The following is a 13725-nucleotide window of genomic DNA, read 5'->3' as shown; positions in this document are numbered from 1 at the left end:
GCCGTGACTGACATCAAGAAGACGGGACCGGCCGACGAGCCGCCCGCATCCTCCGCCACGGCGGCGGCACCCGCACCGGAGGCCATCCGGGCCATCCCGGTCCGGCACTACGGCCGGTACGTCTCGGCGCTGGTCGCCATCGCCCTGCTCGCCTCCATCGTCTACGCCTTCAGCCAGGGCAAGATCAACTGGGGCGCGATCCCGGACTACTTCTTCGACGGCCGCATCATCGACGGCGTGGGGCAGACCCTGCTGCTCACCGCTCTGTCGATGCTGATCGGCGTGGCCGGCGGCGTCCTGCTCGCCGTCATGCGCCTGTCGAAGAACCCGGTGACCTCGTCCATCGCGTGGTTCTACATCTGGTTCTTCCGGGGCACACCCGTCCTGGTGCAGCTGTTCGTGTGGTTCAACCTGGGTCTGGTCTTCGAGTACATCAACCTCGGGCCGATCTACAAGGACTACTGGTCCAGCTTCATGACGCCGCTGCTCACGGCGCTCCTCGGGCTCGGCCTCAACGAGGCCGCGTACATGGCGGAGATCTGCCGGGCCGGCCTGCTCTCGGTGGACGAGGGCCAGACCGAGGCGTCGCACGCGCTGGGCATGAGCCACGCCAAGACCCTCAGGCGCGTCGTGATCCCGCAGGCCATGCGGGTGATCGTGCCGCCCACGGGCAACGAGGTCATCAACATGCTGAAGACGACCTCGCTGGTGGCCGCGGTGCAGTTCTACGAACTCTTCAAGAACGCCCAGGACATCGGACAGGCGTCCGGGGCACCGGTGGAGATGTACTTCCTCGCCGCCGCCTGGTACCTGATCATGACCTCGGTGCTGAGCGTCGGGCAGTACTACCTGGAGCGGTACTACGCGCGTGGATCGAGCCGCAGCCTGCCGCCGACCCCGTTCCAGAAGCTGAGGGCCACCGTGCTCTCGGTGGGCCGCCCGAAGGGAGGCATCGCATGACCGCGATGGTGAAGGCCGAGGGCGTCCACAAGTCCTTCGGCACCGCGCACATCCTCAAGGGCATCGACCTGGAGGTCGCCCCGCAGGAGGTCTTCTGCCTGATCGGCCCGTCCGGTTCCGGCAAGTCGACGTTCCTGCGGTGCATCAACCACCTGGAGCAGATCAGCGCCGGACGGCTGTACGTCGACGGCGAGCTGGTGGGCTACCGCCAGAAGGGCGACAAGCTCTACGAGCTCAAGGACAGCGAAGTCGCCCTGAAGCGCCGGGACATCGGCATGGTCTTCCAGCGCTTCAACCTGTTCCCGCACATGACCGCGCTGGAGAACGTCATGGAGGCGCCCGTCCAGGTGCGGCGCGAGTCCAAGGCGGTCGCCCGGGCCCGTGCCGAGCGGCTGCTCGACCGGGTGGGCCTCCGCGACAAGGCCGGGAACTACCCCTCACAGCTCTCCGGCGGGCAGCAGCAGCGGGTGGCCATCGCCCGGGCGCTGGCCATGGAGCCGAAGCTGATGCTCTTCGACGAGCCCACGTCGGCGCTCGACCCGGAGCTGGTCGGTGATGTGCTCGACGTGATGCGGGGTCTGGCCGAGGACGGCATGACGATGATCGTCGTCACGCACGAGATGGGTTTCGCCCGCGAGGTCGGCGACGCGCTGGTCTTCATGGACGACGGTGTGGTGGTCGAGTCGGGCCACCCGCGCGACGTCCTGACCAACCCGCACCACGACCGGACGAAGTCGTTCCTGTCGAAGGTGCTCTAGGCGGTACGGCGAAGGGCGGTACGGACCCGTCTGGTCCGTACCGCCCTTCCGCCTTCCCGGGGTCACTTCGCCGGCAGCAGCTCCGGACGCAGCATCAGCTCGCGCAGCTGCGCGCGGGTGAGCGGCGGGGACTTCAGCATCGGGCCCTGGACGACGTCGGCCTCGAAGCCGGTGCTGTCGCGTACGCCCAGCAGGGTGCCGTCCGCCAGGGTGAGCCGGGCGACCAGCTCCGGCCCCCACTGCGGGGTGCCGTCGCCGTAGTCCATGTCGTCGCTCCAGATGGTGAGCACCCGTCCGTCGGACAGCTCCTCGCGGACGCAGTCGGTACGGGCCGGCGCCCCCTTGTCCGCCTTGCACAGGTCCTCGGCGGGCGCGCCGCCCAGCTTCTTCCGCACGGCCTCCGCGTCCCTGACGTCGATGGTCAGATACCCGACGCCGCCGTCCTGGCGGATCTCGTACTGCCCGTCGAGCGGCCCGGTCGTGGAGGGTTCGGGCGGCGGTGGGGAGACATGCTTGATGATGTCGGCGAACGACACCTCTTCGACCGTGCCGGTCAGATGCGGCAGCAGCTTGAGCAGCCGCACGTCCCGCGGCGACTCACCGGGCTCCTGTGCCAGGGACGCCACGGACGAGGTCTGCGGGGAGTCCGGCGCCGAGGAGAGCTGGGGCACGAGGAACGCCCCGGCCGCCACCGCGCACACCGCCGTCACCGAGGCCGCGGTCCGGCGCCGCCACCGCACCCGGGCGGCCTTCGCGTAGACCGCCTCCGTGCTGACCACCGGCCGCCCCGCGTCCTCGGCAGCCCGCCCCAGCAGCTCACGCACGTCGTCGCTCATACCAATACCTCCGCCATCTCGGCGCGCAGCGCCGCCAACCCCCGAGCCGTGTGGCTCTTGACCGTGTTCTCCCGCATCCCGAGCGTCGCGGCCGTGGCCTCGACGCTCAGGTCCTCCCAGTAGCGCAGCACCAGGACCGCCCGCTGCCTGGGCGTGAGCCGGGCGAGCGCCGCCCGTACCGCCAGGCCGGTGTCGGTGTCGGGTGTCTCGGCGGCCCGCTCGGGCAGTTCCCCGTACGCCTGCTCGCGGCGCCAGAAGCGACGGCGGCTCGCGATGAAGGTGTTGACCAGGGTCTTGCGCGCGAACGCCTCGATATTGTCGAGCCGCCCGTGCCGCCGTCCGCCCAGCACGACCTTGACCAGGGTCGTCTGGACCAGGTCCTCGGCCTCGTGCCGGTCGCCGCAGAGCAGGAACGCGCTGCGGAACAGGGCGGTACGCCGGCCCTCGACGAAGGCGTGCAGCGCGGCGTGATCATCGCTCCGCATCCGGTTGTCCCTCCCCCGGCCCGCGGGTGCGGACCGTCTCACCCTTCCAGTGCGGTGGGCGGCACGGCGGGTTGCGGCGAACGCACGGGAATGCGGAGGGCGACCTCCCCCGTAATACCCTGTACGCTAAGCGACCCATTACGCCTGCTTCGCACCGCCCCTGGCCCGACGCCGTAAGGACATTTCGTGGAACTGGCCTATTACGCGGACTACGCCGTGCGCCTGGTCAACACCGAGCAGCCGGCCCGGAACAAGGACGCCCTCACCTCGGTCGAGGCGGTCCGGGACCTGTTCGGCCCCAGCGGCCAGGCGGCCCGGCGGGCGACGGAGGCGGACGTGACCCGGTTCCGTTCCGTACGGGCCCGGCTGCGCGCGGTCTTCGAGGCGGCCGACGCCGGGGACGAGCGGCTCGCGGTGGACCGGCTGAACTCGCTGCTGATGGAGTTCCCGGTCAGCCCGCAGATCTCCGGGCACGAGGAGCGCGACGCGGACGGCAGGCCGGACTGGCACATGCACCTGGCGGACCACCCGTCCAACGCCACCGCGGGCTACGCCGCGATCGCCTCCATGGGCGTGGCCTTCCACCTCACCTCGTACGGCGTGGACCGGCTCGGCCTGTGCGAGGCCGCGCCGTGCCGCAACGCGTACCTCGACACCTCGACCAACCGCTCCCGCCGCTACTGCTCGGACCGCTGCGCGACCCGTGCCAACGTGGCCGCCTACCGGGCCCGCAAGCGCCTGGAGACCGAGCGCGCCGCCGAGACCGGCCGCAGCGCGGAGACCGCCCAGGCCACCACCCCGCGCACCGAGCGCTGATCCTTCGTCAGTGGCCGGTAGCGCGCCCGGACCCGGGCCAGCACCAGCTCCTCGGGCACCGTCCCGTAGTCCGTGCTGTCCCCGCCCGCGTAACTGTTGTCCCCCAGCACCCACCAGCCCCCGGCCCTCCGCTCCACGGCCCGCTTCACCACCAGCAGGTCCTGCTGGAACGGGTGGCGCAGAATCACCACGTCACCGGGGCGCACCTCCGCCCCGTACTGCACGAGCAGCCAGTCCCCGTGATGGAGCGTGGGCACCATCGAGGGCCCCGTCACCTCCACCACCTGGAACGGCACCCGCCCCGCGAGCCCCCGCGCGGGCTGCTCGTCGGCCAGCTCCGGCACCTCCGGCACCTCCCTCATCTCCTCCCCGGTCCGTCCGGTACACCGTCCCTCACAGGATTTCGTACATTCGGCCACTGGTCCCACACTCATCCCGGACTTTTGGCCTAAGCCCCTGGGGGCACTCGCAAAAACACGCTTCTCACGGAGTAATGTCCCACCTGAGAAGACGATCACGAGGAAGGACAGCTCAATGCTTTCCCGCCTGTTTGCCCCCAAGGTGAAGGTCAGCGCCCACTGCGACCTGCCCTGCGGCGTGTACGACCCGGCCCAGGCCCGCATCGAGGCGGAGTCCGTCAAGGCCGTCCAGGAGAAGTACCAGGCCAACGAGGACCCGCACTTCCGGGCCCGCGCCGTGGTCATCAAGGAGCAGCGCGCCGAGCTCGCGAAGCACCACGTTTCGGTGCTGTGGAGCGACTACTTCAAGGCCCCGCACTTCGAGAAGTACCCGCAGCTGCACCAGCTGGTCAACGACACCCTGAAGGCCCTCTCGGCCGCCAAGGGCTCGACGGACCCGGCCACCGGCCAGAAGGCGCTGGACCTGATCGCGGAGATCGACAAGATCTTCTGGGAGACCAAGAAGGCCTGATCTCCCGGTTCGCAGCCGTCCGCACCCGGTCCGCAGGCCGCCGTACTCGGCGGTCGTCGCGGGCCGGGTGCGGTGTTCTCGTGGCCGCCCCCGCCCTGTTACGGGTAGTACGGCGTGTGCGTCACCGACGACAGTTTGAGGTACCGGGCGCCGTCGGCGGTGGCCCAGGTGGAGGCGTCCGGGTTGCCCGGCCAGTCGCCGCCGACCGCGATGTTGGCGATGAAGTGCATCCCGGTCCCGGGGGGTGCGGTGTACCAGGTGGTGCCCGTGATGACGCCGTCCACCGCGTAGTCGATGTGGTCGGGGAACCAGCTGAACGAGTAGGTGTGGAACGCGTTCGTCCAGCCGGCGGGGTTGGTCCGGGAGAACTGCTGCTGGGCGTTTCCGGCGCCATGGTTGGTCTGGTAGACGACGTTCGGGTTCTGCCCCACGATCTCCGCCGCGTCGAACTCCGGCAACCAGGGGTTGAGGTACGCCGCCCACACGGCGGGCAGGAGGCCTCGGCCGTTGGGCATGCTCGCGGTGAAGCGGTACGTGCCGTACCCGTACAGCGCCGACGACTCCACGCGGCCCGAGTAGTACACGCCGCCGCCGGCGCTGTACGCCTTGATGATCAGCGTGTCGCCCTCGTACCAGACGCAGTTCGGTGTGTACGTCTCCAGCTCGTTGTTGGGGGTCCACCTTCCGCTGATCTTGTTCCACGCCCTGACGTTCACGGGCGCGCCCCAGGAGGCGGCCCGTGCGCTCTGCGCGCCCAGCATCAGTGCGGGTGGCACGGCCATGGCGGCACCGAGTACGCGCCTGCGGCTCGGCATGTGCGGCATGTCGGTCATCACGTCTCCACTGCTTGGAGGAACGGGTGGGGGGAAAGGACCGGTGGGAGCGGTCCCACGGGCCGCTGACGCGGGACAATAGGAGACCGTGCGCCGGTGAACAAGACTCGGCGCAGAGTTCGGCACGTGCCCGGGGAAGTCGAACTCACGACTGCCCCGGTCCGGCCCGGCAGCTCGGGGGCGGCGTGGTACTCCTCGTGGAAGCCGGTGCAGGCCGGTGATCTCGCCCTCGAACATCACGTCGTCGACACGATCGGCCGACTGGGCGTCGGCGTTCCACCTGCAGATTTCTGTACGTGCACGCTTGTGCGCTTCCACACGGTCCAGCCACGCATGAGCCGCCTGATGCCGGACCTGAAGGGGGAGACCCGCTTCCAGGCCGGCGTACAGGCGGCTTCGCGTGGTTGGCTGAAACTGTGAGCGGCGGGGGCTTCCCGCACCCCTTCACCTGCCCCGGCGCTCCTTGAGGAAGACGCCCGCGAGGGCGGCTCCGGCCAGGACCAGCGCCGAGTTGACCAGGACGGCGACCGAGACCCCGGAGAGCACGCCGGACGGGCCGGTGTCGCCGAGGGCGGTCATCCGGGCGGTGGTGATCGCGCTCATGACCGGGATGCCGAGGGTGATGCCGACCTGCTGGGTCATCGTGGCGAGGCCGGTCGCGAGGCCCTGCTCCTCATCGGGGAGGCCCGAGGTCGCGGTGACCATGAAGCCGACGATCATCAGCATGTTGCCGACGCCCCCGACGAACGTGGCGGCCAGCAGGAGCCAGATCCAGCCGCCCGAGGTGCCGAGCGCGACCAGTGAGAGCGTGGCGAGCGCCTGGACGACTCCCCCGGCGACGATGGCTCTCCGGTTGCCGAAGCGGCCCACCGCCCGGCCGCCGAGCGTGCCGCCGATCACGGTGCCGATGCCCAGGACGCCGAAGGCCAGTCCGGTCGCGAGGGGCGTGTAGCCCAGGACCTCCTGGAGGTAGAGCGTGAGCAGGAAGACCAGGGAGGTCTCGGTGACGAAGGCGATGAGCCCGGTGGCGTTGCCCCAGATGACGCTGCGGCGCTTGAGGATGCGTACGGGGACGAGCGGCGCGGTCGCCCGCTTCTCCACGAACCAGAAGGCGACGAGCAGGGCGAGACCGGCGAGGAGTGCTACGAGGGTGGCGGGCGTGGTCCAGCCGGTCGCCCCGGCCTGGGTCAGCCCGTAGACGAGGAGCAGCAGTCCGCCGGTGACGGCCGCGGCGCCGGGAACGTCGAGCCGGGGGCGCACGGCGGGGCGGGAGTCGGCGATGACGGCCGGGGCCAGGGCGACGACGAGGGCGGCGACGGGGACGTTGACCAGGAAGGCCCACCGCCAGGAGAGCAGGTCGGTGAGGAGCCCGCCGAGGATGGCGCCCGCGGTGAACCCGGCGGACATCAGGGCGCCGTTGAGGCCCAGGGCGCGTTCGCGCAGCGGGCCCTCCTTGAACGCGGTGGTCAGCAGGGCGAGCCCGGCGGGCGTGACGGCGGCGGTGGCGAGGCCCTGGAGCACGCGGGCGGTGAGCAGGACCTCCGGCGAGGCGGCCAGACCGCCCAGCAGCGAGGAGAGGCCCAGGACCGCCATGCCCCCGATGAACAGGCGCTTACGGCCGACGAGGTCGGCGACGCGGCCGAACAGCAGCGTGAATCCGGCGGCGGCGAGGGCGAACGCGGTGGCGACCCACTGGAGGTCCTGGAGCGCGAAGCCGAGACCTTCCCCGACGACGGGCAGCGCGACGTTCAGGATCGAGAAGTCCACGGCGATCATGAACTGGGCGCCGAGAAGCAGGGTCAGGACGAGCTTCTGACGTCCGGTCATCCGGGTCGGTGGCGGCGGTACGGAGACAGTGGGCGCGGGGCGTGACGGGGTGCGGCTGGGCGCGGACATGGTCGTCCCTCCTCGGACGGAAGCTAAACGGTTCCGTGGTTCCGTTAAGATGGAGTGACCGTAGCAGAAGAGAGCTCTCTAATGGAACTGGAGACCCGTTATGGCATCCGAGGGTGTGGAGCCCGGCACCGTACGGCCCGGCGGCCGGACCGCCCGCGTGCGGGAAGCCGTCCTGCGCGCGGCGGGCGACGCGCTGGCCGAGCACGGCTTCGACCGCCTCGACCTCGCTGATGTGGCGCGCCGCGCGGAGGTCGGCAAGACGACCGTCTACCGGCGCTGGTCCTCGCCCACCGGTCTCATCGCGGACCTGCTGGACGACATGGCCGAGCAGTCGTCGCCGCGCGCGCGGACCGGCTCACTGGCCGGTGACCTCAGGGCGAACGCCCGGCTGGTGCTGAAGACGCTCACCGATCCGCGCCAGGGCGCGCTGTTCCGCTCGGTGATCGCGGCGGCGACCTGCGATCCGCGTACGGCCCAGGCGCTGCACCGCTTCTACGCGATCCGGGTCGAGGAGTGGGCCGGCTGTGTCACCGAGGCCGTCGAGCGGGGCGAACTGCCGTCCGGCACGGACCCGGACGAGGTCGTACGCGCCGTCTCCGCGCCGCTCTACTACCGGCTGCTGGCGAGCGGCGACCCGCTGGACGAGGCCGCCGCCGACCGCGCCGCCGACGCGGCGGTCCTGGCGGCGAAGGCGGGGGCGTACGTGAGGTGACGGCGGGGGCTCCACGGCGGAAGGCCCACGGAGGCGGGCTCGGCCTGCGCGGAGGCGGGCTCGGGGCCCCGGGCCGGCCCGCCCCGCCCTCACTCCGTGAGTGCCGCCCGCAGCCTGGCCGCCCACGGGTGGTCCGCACCCTCGGCCAGCGTGATCGTCTCGGCCAGCCAGGCGCGCCCGTGGTCGTCCAGGACCGGCAGCGCCGCCTCGAAGTCCCGCTCGTCCTTGGGCCTCCGGGACTTGGACTTGTAGAGGAGCTGGATCTCGGGCGCGAGGTACGGGACGCCGTGCGGGGAGACCCGGCCCAGCCGCCCCAGCGGGAGGCGGACCCGGGGGTCCCGGCGGAACACCCAGTCGTCGCCGTCCGTGTCGTCCAGCATGAACTGCAACCGCCACGGCTCGTCCGGGCCCGGCCGGCACCAGATGTCGTGGACAGCGGCGGGCAGGATCTCACCGGGGCGCCAGGGCCGCAGCGTGCCGGGCGGATCGGCGGCCCACCACTCCCAGCCGGACAGGACCCGCTGGGCCTCCGCCTGGTCGCGGCGCAGCAGGAGCACGTCGATGTCGCCGTGCTCCCGGTACGCGCGGCCCACCGCGAGCTCGACCGCGTAACCACCGGCGATCCACCACGGGGCGCGCAGCGGGGCGAGCAGGCGGACGGCCTCGGCGAGCGGCGGCGGGTTCCAGGGGCCCCACGGGGTCTCCGTACGCATGCCGGGTCAGCCCTGTCGCAGGAGGTGGCGGTAGCTGTCGGGGTGTTCGCGCAGATAGGTGGCCAGGTCCATGGCGGGGCGGCCGGTCAGTGTCGGCACGGCGTCCGAGACGGTTGCCATCTCCCCGGCCGCGATGGCCTCGTACGAGGTGACCCAGCCGGCCACCTCCCAGTCCTGGGCCCCGTATCCCGCCCGTGAGGCGTACGCCTCCTCGCGGGTCTCCGGCACGTAGGTGACGGCCCGTCCGGTGACCCGGCTCAGCTCCTCCGCCGCCTCGGCGAGCGTGAACGCCTCGGGGCCGGTCAGGTCGTAGGTGCGGCCGTCGTGCGAGAGGCCGGTCGCGTCGGTGTCCGCGAGGAGCACGGCGGTCGCCGCGTCGGCGATGTCCTCGTGGGCGACGGCGGCGACCCGGCCGTCCCCGGCGGGGCCGCGCAGCACGCCGTCGGCGCCGGTCATGGCGGGGAGCCCGGCGAGATACCAGCTGTCGCGCAGGAAGGTGTACCGGACGTCGGCGGTCCGGATGTGCGCCTCGGTGTGCCAGTGGTCCCGGGCGAAGGTGAAGGTCGCGTCGGGGGCGGCGCCCAGGAAGGAGACGTAGACGATGCGTTCGACGCCGGCCGCGACCGCCGCGTCCACCGCCGTCGTGTGCTCGCGGACCCGGTCGGGGCTCTCGTGCGCCGAGACGAGGAACAGGGTGTGGGCCCCGGCCAGGGCGCGCCGCATGGCCTCGCCGTCGCCGTAGGAGGCGGGTGGTGCGAGGTCGGCGCCGGGAAGGCCGGGCAGCCGGGACGGGTCGCGGCCGAGCAGCCGGACGGGGACGCCGGCCCGGGCCAGCCGGGCGGCGACGCGACCGCCGAGCGCGCCGCTCGCCCCCGTGACGGCGGTGGGGGGACCGCTGGTGACGGCCCCGGACGCGGGGTCGGTGGCGGGGCTCATGCGGGGGTGCCCTCCTCGGACGGCCAAGGGCGCACCTCGACGACCGCGTCGACGGGAAGCGGCCCGTAGATGTGGGGGAACTCCTCGCCGCCGGGCGAGGCCGCCTCGTACCGCAGGGGCGCGGTGAGCCGGCCGGGGTCGATGACGAGCACCACGAGCTCCTGGTCGGCGGCCCCGGCCCGGCTCTCCGCGCCGTACAGCATCTCGGCCACGCCGGGAAGCTGGTGGGGCAGCGAGCAGTGGATGAAGCCCTCTTCGTGCAGGGTGCGGCCGCGGGTGGACATCTCGTACGTCCCGATCCCGCGGGCCGCCTCCCAGAGCGGTCCTTCGGTGAGGTGCAGCAGTTCGGCCATGGGCCGAGGCTAACGCCGCGACGGGCCACGCGCCGGAGCCTGTGGATAACCCCTCGCCGCGTCGGCGCGGCGGCCGCCTCCTCAGTCCGCCAGCAGCTTCGCCTCCGTCTCCGGGGCGAGGCCCGCGGCGGGACGGTCGGCCCGCTGGGGTGCCTCGCCGCCGATCTCGCGCAGCCAGGCCCAGGTGTCCGCGACCGTTTCCTCGACCGGACGGCAGCGCAGCCCCTCCGCCAGGGCGCGCCCGACGTCGCCCTGGTGGAGGGTGTCGTACAGCTCCCCCGGCGGCAGCCACACCGGCAGCTCCGTCCACGGCTCGACGCCCGCCGCGAGGATCTTCTCCGCCGGGGTCCAGCGCAGTCGGGCGTCCGAACCGGTGGTGCGCACACAGGCGTCGAGCAGACCGCCCATGGTGGTGTGCCCCGGCCGGCTGACCAGGTTGTACGGACCGTGCAGCCCGCGCTCCGCCGCGTCGAGCACCCAGTCGGCGAGGTCGCGCACGTCGATGTACTGGATGTCCGTGTCGGGGGTGCCGGGGGCCAGGACCGGGCCGCCGCGGGCGATCCGGTTCAGCCACCAGGGCAGCCGGCCGATGTTCTCCCAGGGGCCGAGGATCAGGCCCGCCCGGGCGAGGAGGGCGCGGTCGCCGAAGGCGTCCTGGGCGGCCAGTTCGCCGCCGCGCTTGGCCAGGGCGTACGACTGGTCGGCACCGGCGTCCGGCGAGGCGCCCGTCACCACGGGGCCGTCCTCGGTGAGGCCGGCCGGGGCCGGGTAGTCGTAGACGGAACGGCTGGATATGTATGTGTAGCGGGCGGCCCGGGTGGAGAGCAGGCGGGCGGCGTCGCGCACCGCCGAGGGCGCGCCGCTCCAGGTGTCCACGACCAGGTCCCAGGTGGGGTCCCCGCCGTCCGGCGCCCCGGCGGCGGCGAGCGCGGCCAGGCCGTTGCCGGCGGTGCGGTCACCGAGGATCTCGGCGGTCCCGGGCGGGGGCGCGTGGTGGCCCCGGTGGAAGACCGTGACCTGCCAGCCGCGCGCGAGGGCCGCCTCGGTCACGGCCCGGCCGACGAACTGCGTACCGCCCAGCATCAGAAGCCTCATGCCTCCGACTCTGCCCTGTCGCTGCCCGGTCCGGAACGGCCCACGCTCTCGGCTGAATTACCCGGAGGCGGGAACTCCCCGGGCAGGCCGCCGGTCCGGCCTCCCGCCCCGGCCTCAGGAGCGGGCGAGCGGGCTGCGGTGGCGCAGCAGCCACTGGTGGTATCCGGCCACCCGCCGCGCCGCGTCCCGGTAGGCGGCCTCCAGTTCCGCGTAGACCGCCGTCATGTCCGCGCCGGGCCGGGAGACCAGGAGCAGCCGGACCGCGAGCGGGTCGTCGCGGAGCGGGCGGATCGCCATGTCGTCGCGGGGGCCCGAGGTCGGCTGGCAGGGGGCCACGGCCTCGCCGAGGACGACGAGGGAGGCGGCGGTGAGGTAGTCGCCGTGCAGCACGACGGGGGCCAGCCCGGCCTGGCTGAACATCCGGCGCAGGCCGTCCCATTCGCCGTCCACCGTGGGGTCGACCATCCACCGGTCGGCGGCCAGGTCCGCCAGGTCGACCACGGGCAGCGCGGCGGCCGGGTGGTCGCGGGCCATGGAGACGAACTGCGGTTCGCGGTCCACCAGGACCCGCTGTTCCAGCCCGTCCGGGACGGTGAGCGGGCAGCCCTCCACCTCGTGCACGAAGGCCACGTCGAGCCGGCCCGCGTCGACCGCGCGGAGCAGGGCGCGGGCGGAAACGTCCACCCTCAGCGAGATGTCGGTCCCGGGCAGGCTCAACCGCAGCCGGCGCAGCCAGCCGCCGATGACCCGGCTGGCGGTGCAGCCGATGCGCAGCCGGGGCCCCTCGGCGGCCGCGGCCTCCGCCTTCGCGTCGCTGACCAGGGCGCTCAGGCCGTCGACCAGGGGGCGGGCGCGGCTGAGGACGGCGCGGCCGAGGAGGGTGGGGCGGCAGCCGGTGCGCTCCCGGCTGAAGAGTTCGGCGCCGAGCGCGTTCTCGATCCGGCGCAGCTGGGTGGTGAGCGCGGGCTGGCTCACGCCCAGGGTGCGGGCGGCCCGGTGCAGGCTGCCGGCGTCGGCGATGGCGCACAGCGCCCTGAGGTGTCTCACCTCAAGCTCCATGGTGCCGAGATTAGGGCGGCCGGCCGGGCCGCACCATGGGCCGTAACCCTGTCAAAGGCGGGCGATTCACCGGGCGTTGGGCATGCGAACCGCAGGTGTGCACGGGATGTCCACACACCGGTGATAGGGCCGTGTTATCGCCGGCTGACATCATCCGCGCGGGCTCCGCTTCCCCGACACTCGCTGCGTACCACCCCCGTCCGAGTCCGATCATCGGACGGGGTTCCTCTGACAGGTAACTGGTAGGAGACCCCCCACATGAGACACCCCAGGACCGTCATGTCGGCCGTGCTCGGACTCGGCCTCACCCTCGCCGCGCTGGGCGCGGGACCGGCGATCGCCGCTCCGGAGGCGGCCGCCACGGCCGCGCACGTGGCGTACTCGGCCAAGTCCGCCTCGCACGAGGACGCCGCCGCCAACAAGGCGTTCTTCGAGGCGGTCGCGAAGTCGGTGGCCGAGAAACGGGCGGCCAACCCCGGCGTCCAGTCCGTCACCATCGTCTACAGCGCCGCCAACGCCCCCAGCTTCCGTACCCAGATAGCCAACAGCGCCTCGATCTGGAACAGCTCGGTCTCCAACGTCCGGCTCCAGGAGGGCTCGAACCCCGACTTCGCGTACTACGAGGGCAACGACTCCCGCGGCTCGTACGCGAGCACCGACGGCCACGGCAACGGCTACATCTTCCTGGACTACGCGCAGAACCGGCAGTACAACTCGACCCGCGTCACCGCCCACGAGACCGGGCACGTCCTCGGTCTGCCGGACCACTACTCGGGGCCGTGCAGCGAGCTGATGTCGGGCGGCGGTCCCGGCACGTCCTGCACCAACCCGTACCCGAACGCCAATGAGCGCAGCCGGGTGAACTCCCTGTGGCAGTACGGCTTCGCGGCCGCGCTCACCAAGGCCGGTTCCTGACCGGTCCCGCGCGCACCGACGGGCCGCCTCGCAGGACGGGGCGGCCTGTCTCCGTGGTGCCGTGGGTCAGCCGGTGCCGTATTCGGTACGGATCAGGGTCAGCAGTTCATCCATCGTGAGGCCCAGGCCCCTGGCCTCGCCGACGGTCTCGCGGACCCGTTCGAGGAGGCGGGCGCGGTGCGGGGACGCGCCGTCCGCGATGGCCGCGCCCCGGCCCCGGCGCAGCTCGATCAGGCCCTCCTCGCGCAGCCGCTGGTAGCCCCGCAGCACCGTGTGCACGTTGACGCCGAGCGATTCGGCCAGGACGCGGGCGGCGGGCAGCCGTTCACCGGGGGCCGCCGCGCCGTCGGCCACGGCGCGCCGCACACAGGCGGCGATCTGGTCGCCGAGCGGCACGGTGGAGGTGGGGTCGACCCGGAAGAGCATGG

The 13725-nt window shown here is 72.5% G+C and carries 18 protein-coding genes; 7 read left to right on the top strand and 11 right to left on the bottom strand.

Annotated elements, in window-relative coordinates; genetic code table 11:
* The first annotated feature begins 3 nt into the window (after window positions 1-3).
* Both ABZ565_RS02210 and ABZ565_RS02205 read left to right on the top strand, forming a co-directional pair.
* On the top strand, window positions 4-960 hold the full coding sequence (locus ABZ565_RS02210) for an amino acid ABC transporter permease (protein ID WP_361019404.1): 957 nt from the start codon (window positions 4-6) through the stop codon (window positions 958-960).
* On the top strand, window positions 957-1718 hold the full coding sequence (locus tag ABZ565_RS02205) for an amino acid ABC transporter ATP-binding protein (protein WP_361019401.1): 762 nt from the start codon (window positions 957-959) through the stop codon (window positions 1716-1718). Before ABZ565_RS02210 ends, ABZ565_RS02205 begins: the two co-directional genes overlap by 4 nt.
* 62 nt (window positions 1719-1780) lie before the next feature.
* On the opposite strand, the gene ABZ565_RS02200 is transcribed toward ABZ565_RS02205, so the two are convergent.
* Both ABZ565_RS02200 and ABZ565_RS02195 read right to left on the bottom strand, forming a co-directional pair.
* On the bottom strand, window positions 1781-2554 hold the full coding sequence (locus ABZ565_RS02200; RefSeq protein WP_361019398.1) for a hypothetical protein: 774 nt from the start codon (window positions 2552-2554) through the stop codon (window positions 1781-1783).
* Window positions 2551-3039 carry a SigE family RNA polymerase sigma factor gene (locus ABZ565_RS02195; protein WP_361019395.1) on the bottom strand — a complete coding sequence of 163 codons (489 nt, stop codon included), beginning with the start codon at window positions 3037-3039 and terminating at the stop codon, window positions 2551-2553. Before ABZ565_RS02195 ends, ABZ565_RS02200 begins: the two co-directional genes overlap by 4 nt.
* 186 nt (window positions 3040-3225) lie before the next feature.
* Between ABZ565_RS02195 and ABZ565_RS02190 the strand changes: the two genes are divergently transcribed.
* On the top strand, window positions 3226-3855 hold the full coding sequence (locus ABZ565_RS02190) for a CGNR zinc finger domain-containing protein (RefSeq protein WP_361019392.1): 630 nt from the start codon (window positions 3226-3228) through the stop codon (window positions 3853-3855).
* Here the strand turns inward: ABZ565_RS02190 and sodX are convergent.
* On the bottom strand, window positions 3759-4217 hold the full coding sequence (gene sodX, locus ABZ565_RS02185) for a nickel-type superoxide dismutase maturation protease (protein WP_164404433.1): 459 nt from the start codon (window positions 4215-4217) through the stop codon (window positions 3759-3761). The two genes, ABZ565_RS02190 and sodX, sit on opposite strands and share 97 nt — an antisense overlap.
* 172 nt (window positions 4218-4389) lie before the next feature.
* Here sodX and sodN point away from each other — a divergent pair, with 172 nt between their 5' ends.
* Window positions 4390-4785: a superoxide dismutase, Ni gene (sodN, locus tag ABZ565_RS02180; RefSeq protein ID WP_239223397.1), complete on the top strand. Its 396-nt coding sequence runs from the start codon at window positions 4390-4392 to the stop codon at window positions 4783-4785.
* 98 nt (window positions 4786-4883) lie between these two features.
* Here sodN and ABZ565_RS02175 read toward each other — a convergent pair whose 3' ends face one another.
* Window positions 4884-5618 carry a glycoside hydrolase family 16 protein gene (locus tag ABZ565_RS02175; RefSeq protein ID WP_361019388.1) on the bottom strand — a complete coding sequence of 245 codons (735 nt, stop codon included), beginning with the start codon at window positions 5616-5618 and terminating at the stop codon, window positions 4884-4886.
* 126 nt (window positions 5619-5744) lie between these two features.
* Here ABZ565_RS02175 and ABZ565_RS02170 point away from each other — a divergent pair, with 126 nt between their 5' ends.
* Window positions 5745-6038 (top strand): hypothetical protein, encoded by a 294-nt coding sequence (locus tag ABZ565_RS02170; RefSeq protein WP_361019385.1) that lies wholly within the window; start codon window positions 5745-5747, stop codon window positions 6036-6038.
* 24 nt (window positions 6039-6062) lie between these two features.
* Here the strand turns inward: ABZ565_RS02170 and ABZ565_RS02165 are convergent, their stop codons facing one another.
* Complete coding sequence (locus ABZ565_RS02165) at window positions 6063-7514, bottom strand: MFS transporter (RefSeq protein ID WP_361019382.1); 1452 nt, start codon at window positions 7512-7514, stop codon at window positions 6063-6065.
* Between the two features lie 100 nt (window positions 7515-7614).
* On the opposite strand from ABZ565_RS02165, the gene ABZ565_RS02160 reads away from it, so the two are divergent.
* On the top strand, window positions 7615-8226 hold the full coding sequence (locus ABZ565_RS02160) for a TetR/AcrR family transcriptional regulator (RefSeq protein WP_361019379.1): 612 nt from the start codon (window positions 7615-7617) through the stop codon (window positions 8224-8226).
* Window positions 8227-8315: 89 nt separating this feature from the next.
* Here the strand turns inward: ABZ565_RS02160 and ABZ565_RS02155 are convergent, their stop codons facing one another.
* From ABZ565_RS02155 to ABZ565_RS02135, 5 genes are all read right to left on the bottom strand, one after another.
* Complete coding sequence (locus ABZ565_RS02155; RefSeq protein WP_361019376.1) at window positions 8316-8939, bottom strand: amino acid transporter; 624 nt, start codon at window positions 8937-8939, stop codon at window positions 8316-8318.
* Window positions 8940-8945: 6 nt separating this feature from the next.
* Window positions 8946-9875 carry an SDR family oxidoreductase gene (locus tag ABZ565_RS02150; RefSeq protein WP_361019373.1) on the bottom strand — a complete coding sequence of 310 codons (930 nt, stop codon included), beginning with the start codon at window positions 9873-9875 and terminating at the stop codon, window positions 8946-8948.
* Window positions 9872-10228: a DUF952 domain-containing protein gene (locus ABZ565_RS02145; RefSeq protein WP_361019370.1), complete on the bottom strand. Its 357-nt coding sequence runs from the start codon at window positions 10226-10228 to the stop codon at window positions 9872-9874. Before ABZ565_RS02145 ends, ABZ565_RS02150 begins: the two co-directional genes overlap by 4 nt.
* A gap of 81 nt (window positions 10229-10309) precedes the next feature.
* Entirely contained in the window at window positions 10310-11311 is a 1002-nt protein-coding gene (locus tag ABZ565_RS02140; protein ID WP_361020019.1) for an NAD-dependent epimerase/dehydratase family protein, read from the bottom strand.
* Window positions 11312-11437: 126 nt separating this feature from the next.
* Entirely contained in the window at window positions 11438-12382 is a 945-nt protein-coding gene (locus ABZ565_RS02135) for a LysR family transcriptional regulator (protein ID WP_361019366.1), read from the bottom strand.
* A 258-nt stretch (window positions 12383-12640) separates the two neighbouring features.
* On the opposite strand from ABZ565_RS02135, the gene snpA reads away from it, so the two are divergent.
* Complete coding sequence (snpA, locus tag ABZ565_RS02130; RefSeq protein WP_361019363.1) at window positions 12641-13297, top strand: snapalysin; 657 nt, start codon at window positions 12641-12643, stop codon at window positions 13295-13297.
* A 66-nt stretch (window positions 13298-13363) separates the two neighbouring features.
* On the opposite strand, the gene ABZ565_RS02125 is transcribed toward snpA, so the two are convergent.
* A complete protein-coding gene (locus tag ABZ565_RS02125; protein ID WP_361019360.1) occupies window positions 13364-13723 on the bottom strand; it encodes a GntR family transcriptional regulator in 360 nt (119 codons plus the stop codon).
* Between the last annotated feature and the right edge of the window lie 2 nt (window positions 13724-13725).

It is taken from the genome of Streptomyces sp. NPDC016469, assembly GCF_040632905.1.
In the GTDB taxonomy this organism is placed as follows: domain Bacteria; phylum Actinomycetota; class Actinomycetes; order Streptomycetales; family Streptomycetaceae; genus Streptomyces.
This window is presented reverse-complemented; position numbering and strand designations above follow the sequence as displayed.

Excerpts from the sequence above, each read along its gene's own strand:
- ABZ565_RS02205 (WP_361019401.1), top strand. The coding sequence starts at position 957 with ATGACCGCGATGGTGAAGGCCGAGGGCGTCCACAAGTCCTTCGGCACC.
- ABZ565_RS02200 (WP_361019398.1), bottom strand. The coding sequence starts at position 2,554 with ATGAGCGACGACGTGCGTGAGCTGCTGGGGCGGGCTGCCGAGGACGCG.
- ABZ565_RS02195 (WP_361019395.1), bottom strand. The coding sequence starts at position 3,039 with ATGCGGAGCGATGATCACGCCGCGCTGCACGCCTTCGTCGAGGGCCGG.
- sodX (WP_164404433.1), bottom strand. The coding sequence starts at position 4,217 with ATGAGGGAGGTGCCGGAGGTGCCGGAGCTGGCCGACGAGCAGCCCGCG.
- sodN (WP_239223397.1), top strand. The coding sequence starts at position 4,390 with ATGCTTTCCCGCCTGTTTGCCCCCAAGGTGAAGGTCAGCGCCCACTGC.
- ABZ565_RS02175 (WP_361019388.1), bottom strand. The coding sequence starts at position 5,618 with ATGACCGACATGCCGCACATGCCGAGCCGCAGGCGCGTACTCGGTGCC.
- ABZ565_RS02165 (WP_361019382.1), bottom strand. The coding sequence starts at position 7,514 with ATGTCCGCGCCCAGCCGCACCCCGTCACGCCCCGCGCCCACTGTCTCC.
- ABZ565_RS02160 (WP_361019379.1), top strand. The coding sequence starts at position 7,615 with ATGGCATCCGAGGGTGTGGAGCCCGGCACCGTACGGCCCGGCGGCCGG.
- ABZ565_RS02155 (WP_361019376.1), bottom strand. The coding sequence starts at position 8,939 with ATGCGTACGGAGACCCCGTGGGGCCCCTGGAACCCGCCGCCGCTCGCC.
- ABZ565_RS02150 (WP_361019373.1), bottom strand. The coding sequence starts at position 9,875 with ATGAGCCCCGCCACCGACCCCGCGTCCGGGGCCGTCACCAGCGGTCCC.
- ABZ565_RS02145 (WP_361019370.1), bottom strand. The coding sequence starts at position 10,228 with ATGGCCGAACTGCTGCACCTCACCGAAGGACCGCTCTGGGAGGCGGCC.
- ABZ565_RS02140 (WP_361020019.1), bottom strand. The coding sequence starts at position 11,311 with ATGCTGGGCGGTACGCAGTTCGTCGGCCGGGCCGTGACCGAGGCGGCC.
- ABZ565_RS02135 (WP_361019366.1), bottom strand. The coding sequence starts at position 12,382 with ATGGAGCTTGAGGTGAGACACCTCAGGGCGCTGTGCGCCATCGCCGAC.
- snpA (WP_361019363.1), top strand. The coding sequence starts at position 12,641 with ATGAGACACCCCAGGACCGTCATGTCGGCCGTGCTCGGACTCGGCCTC.
- ABZ565_RS02125 (WP_361019360.1), bottom strand. The coding sequence starts at position 13,723 with ATGCTCTTCCGGGTCGACCCCACCTCCACCGTGCCGCTCGGCGACCAG.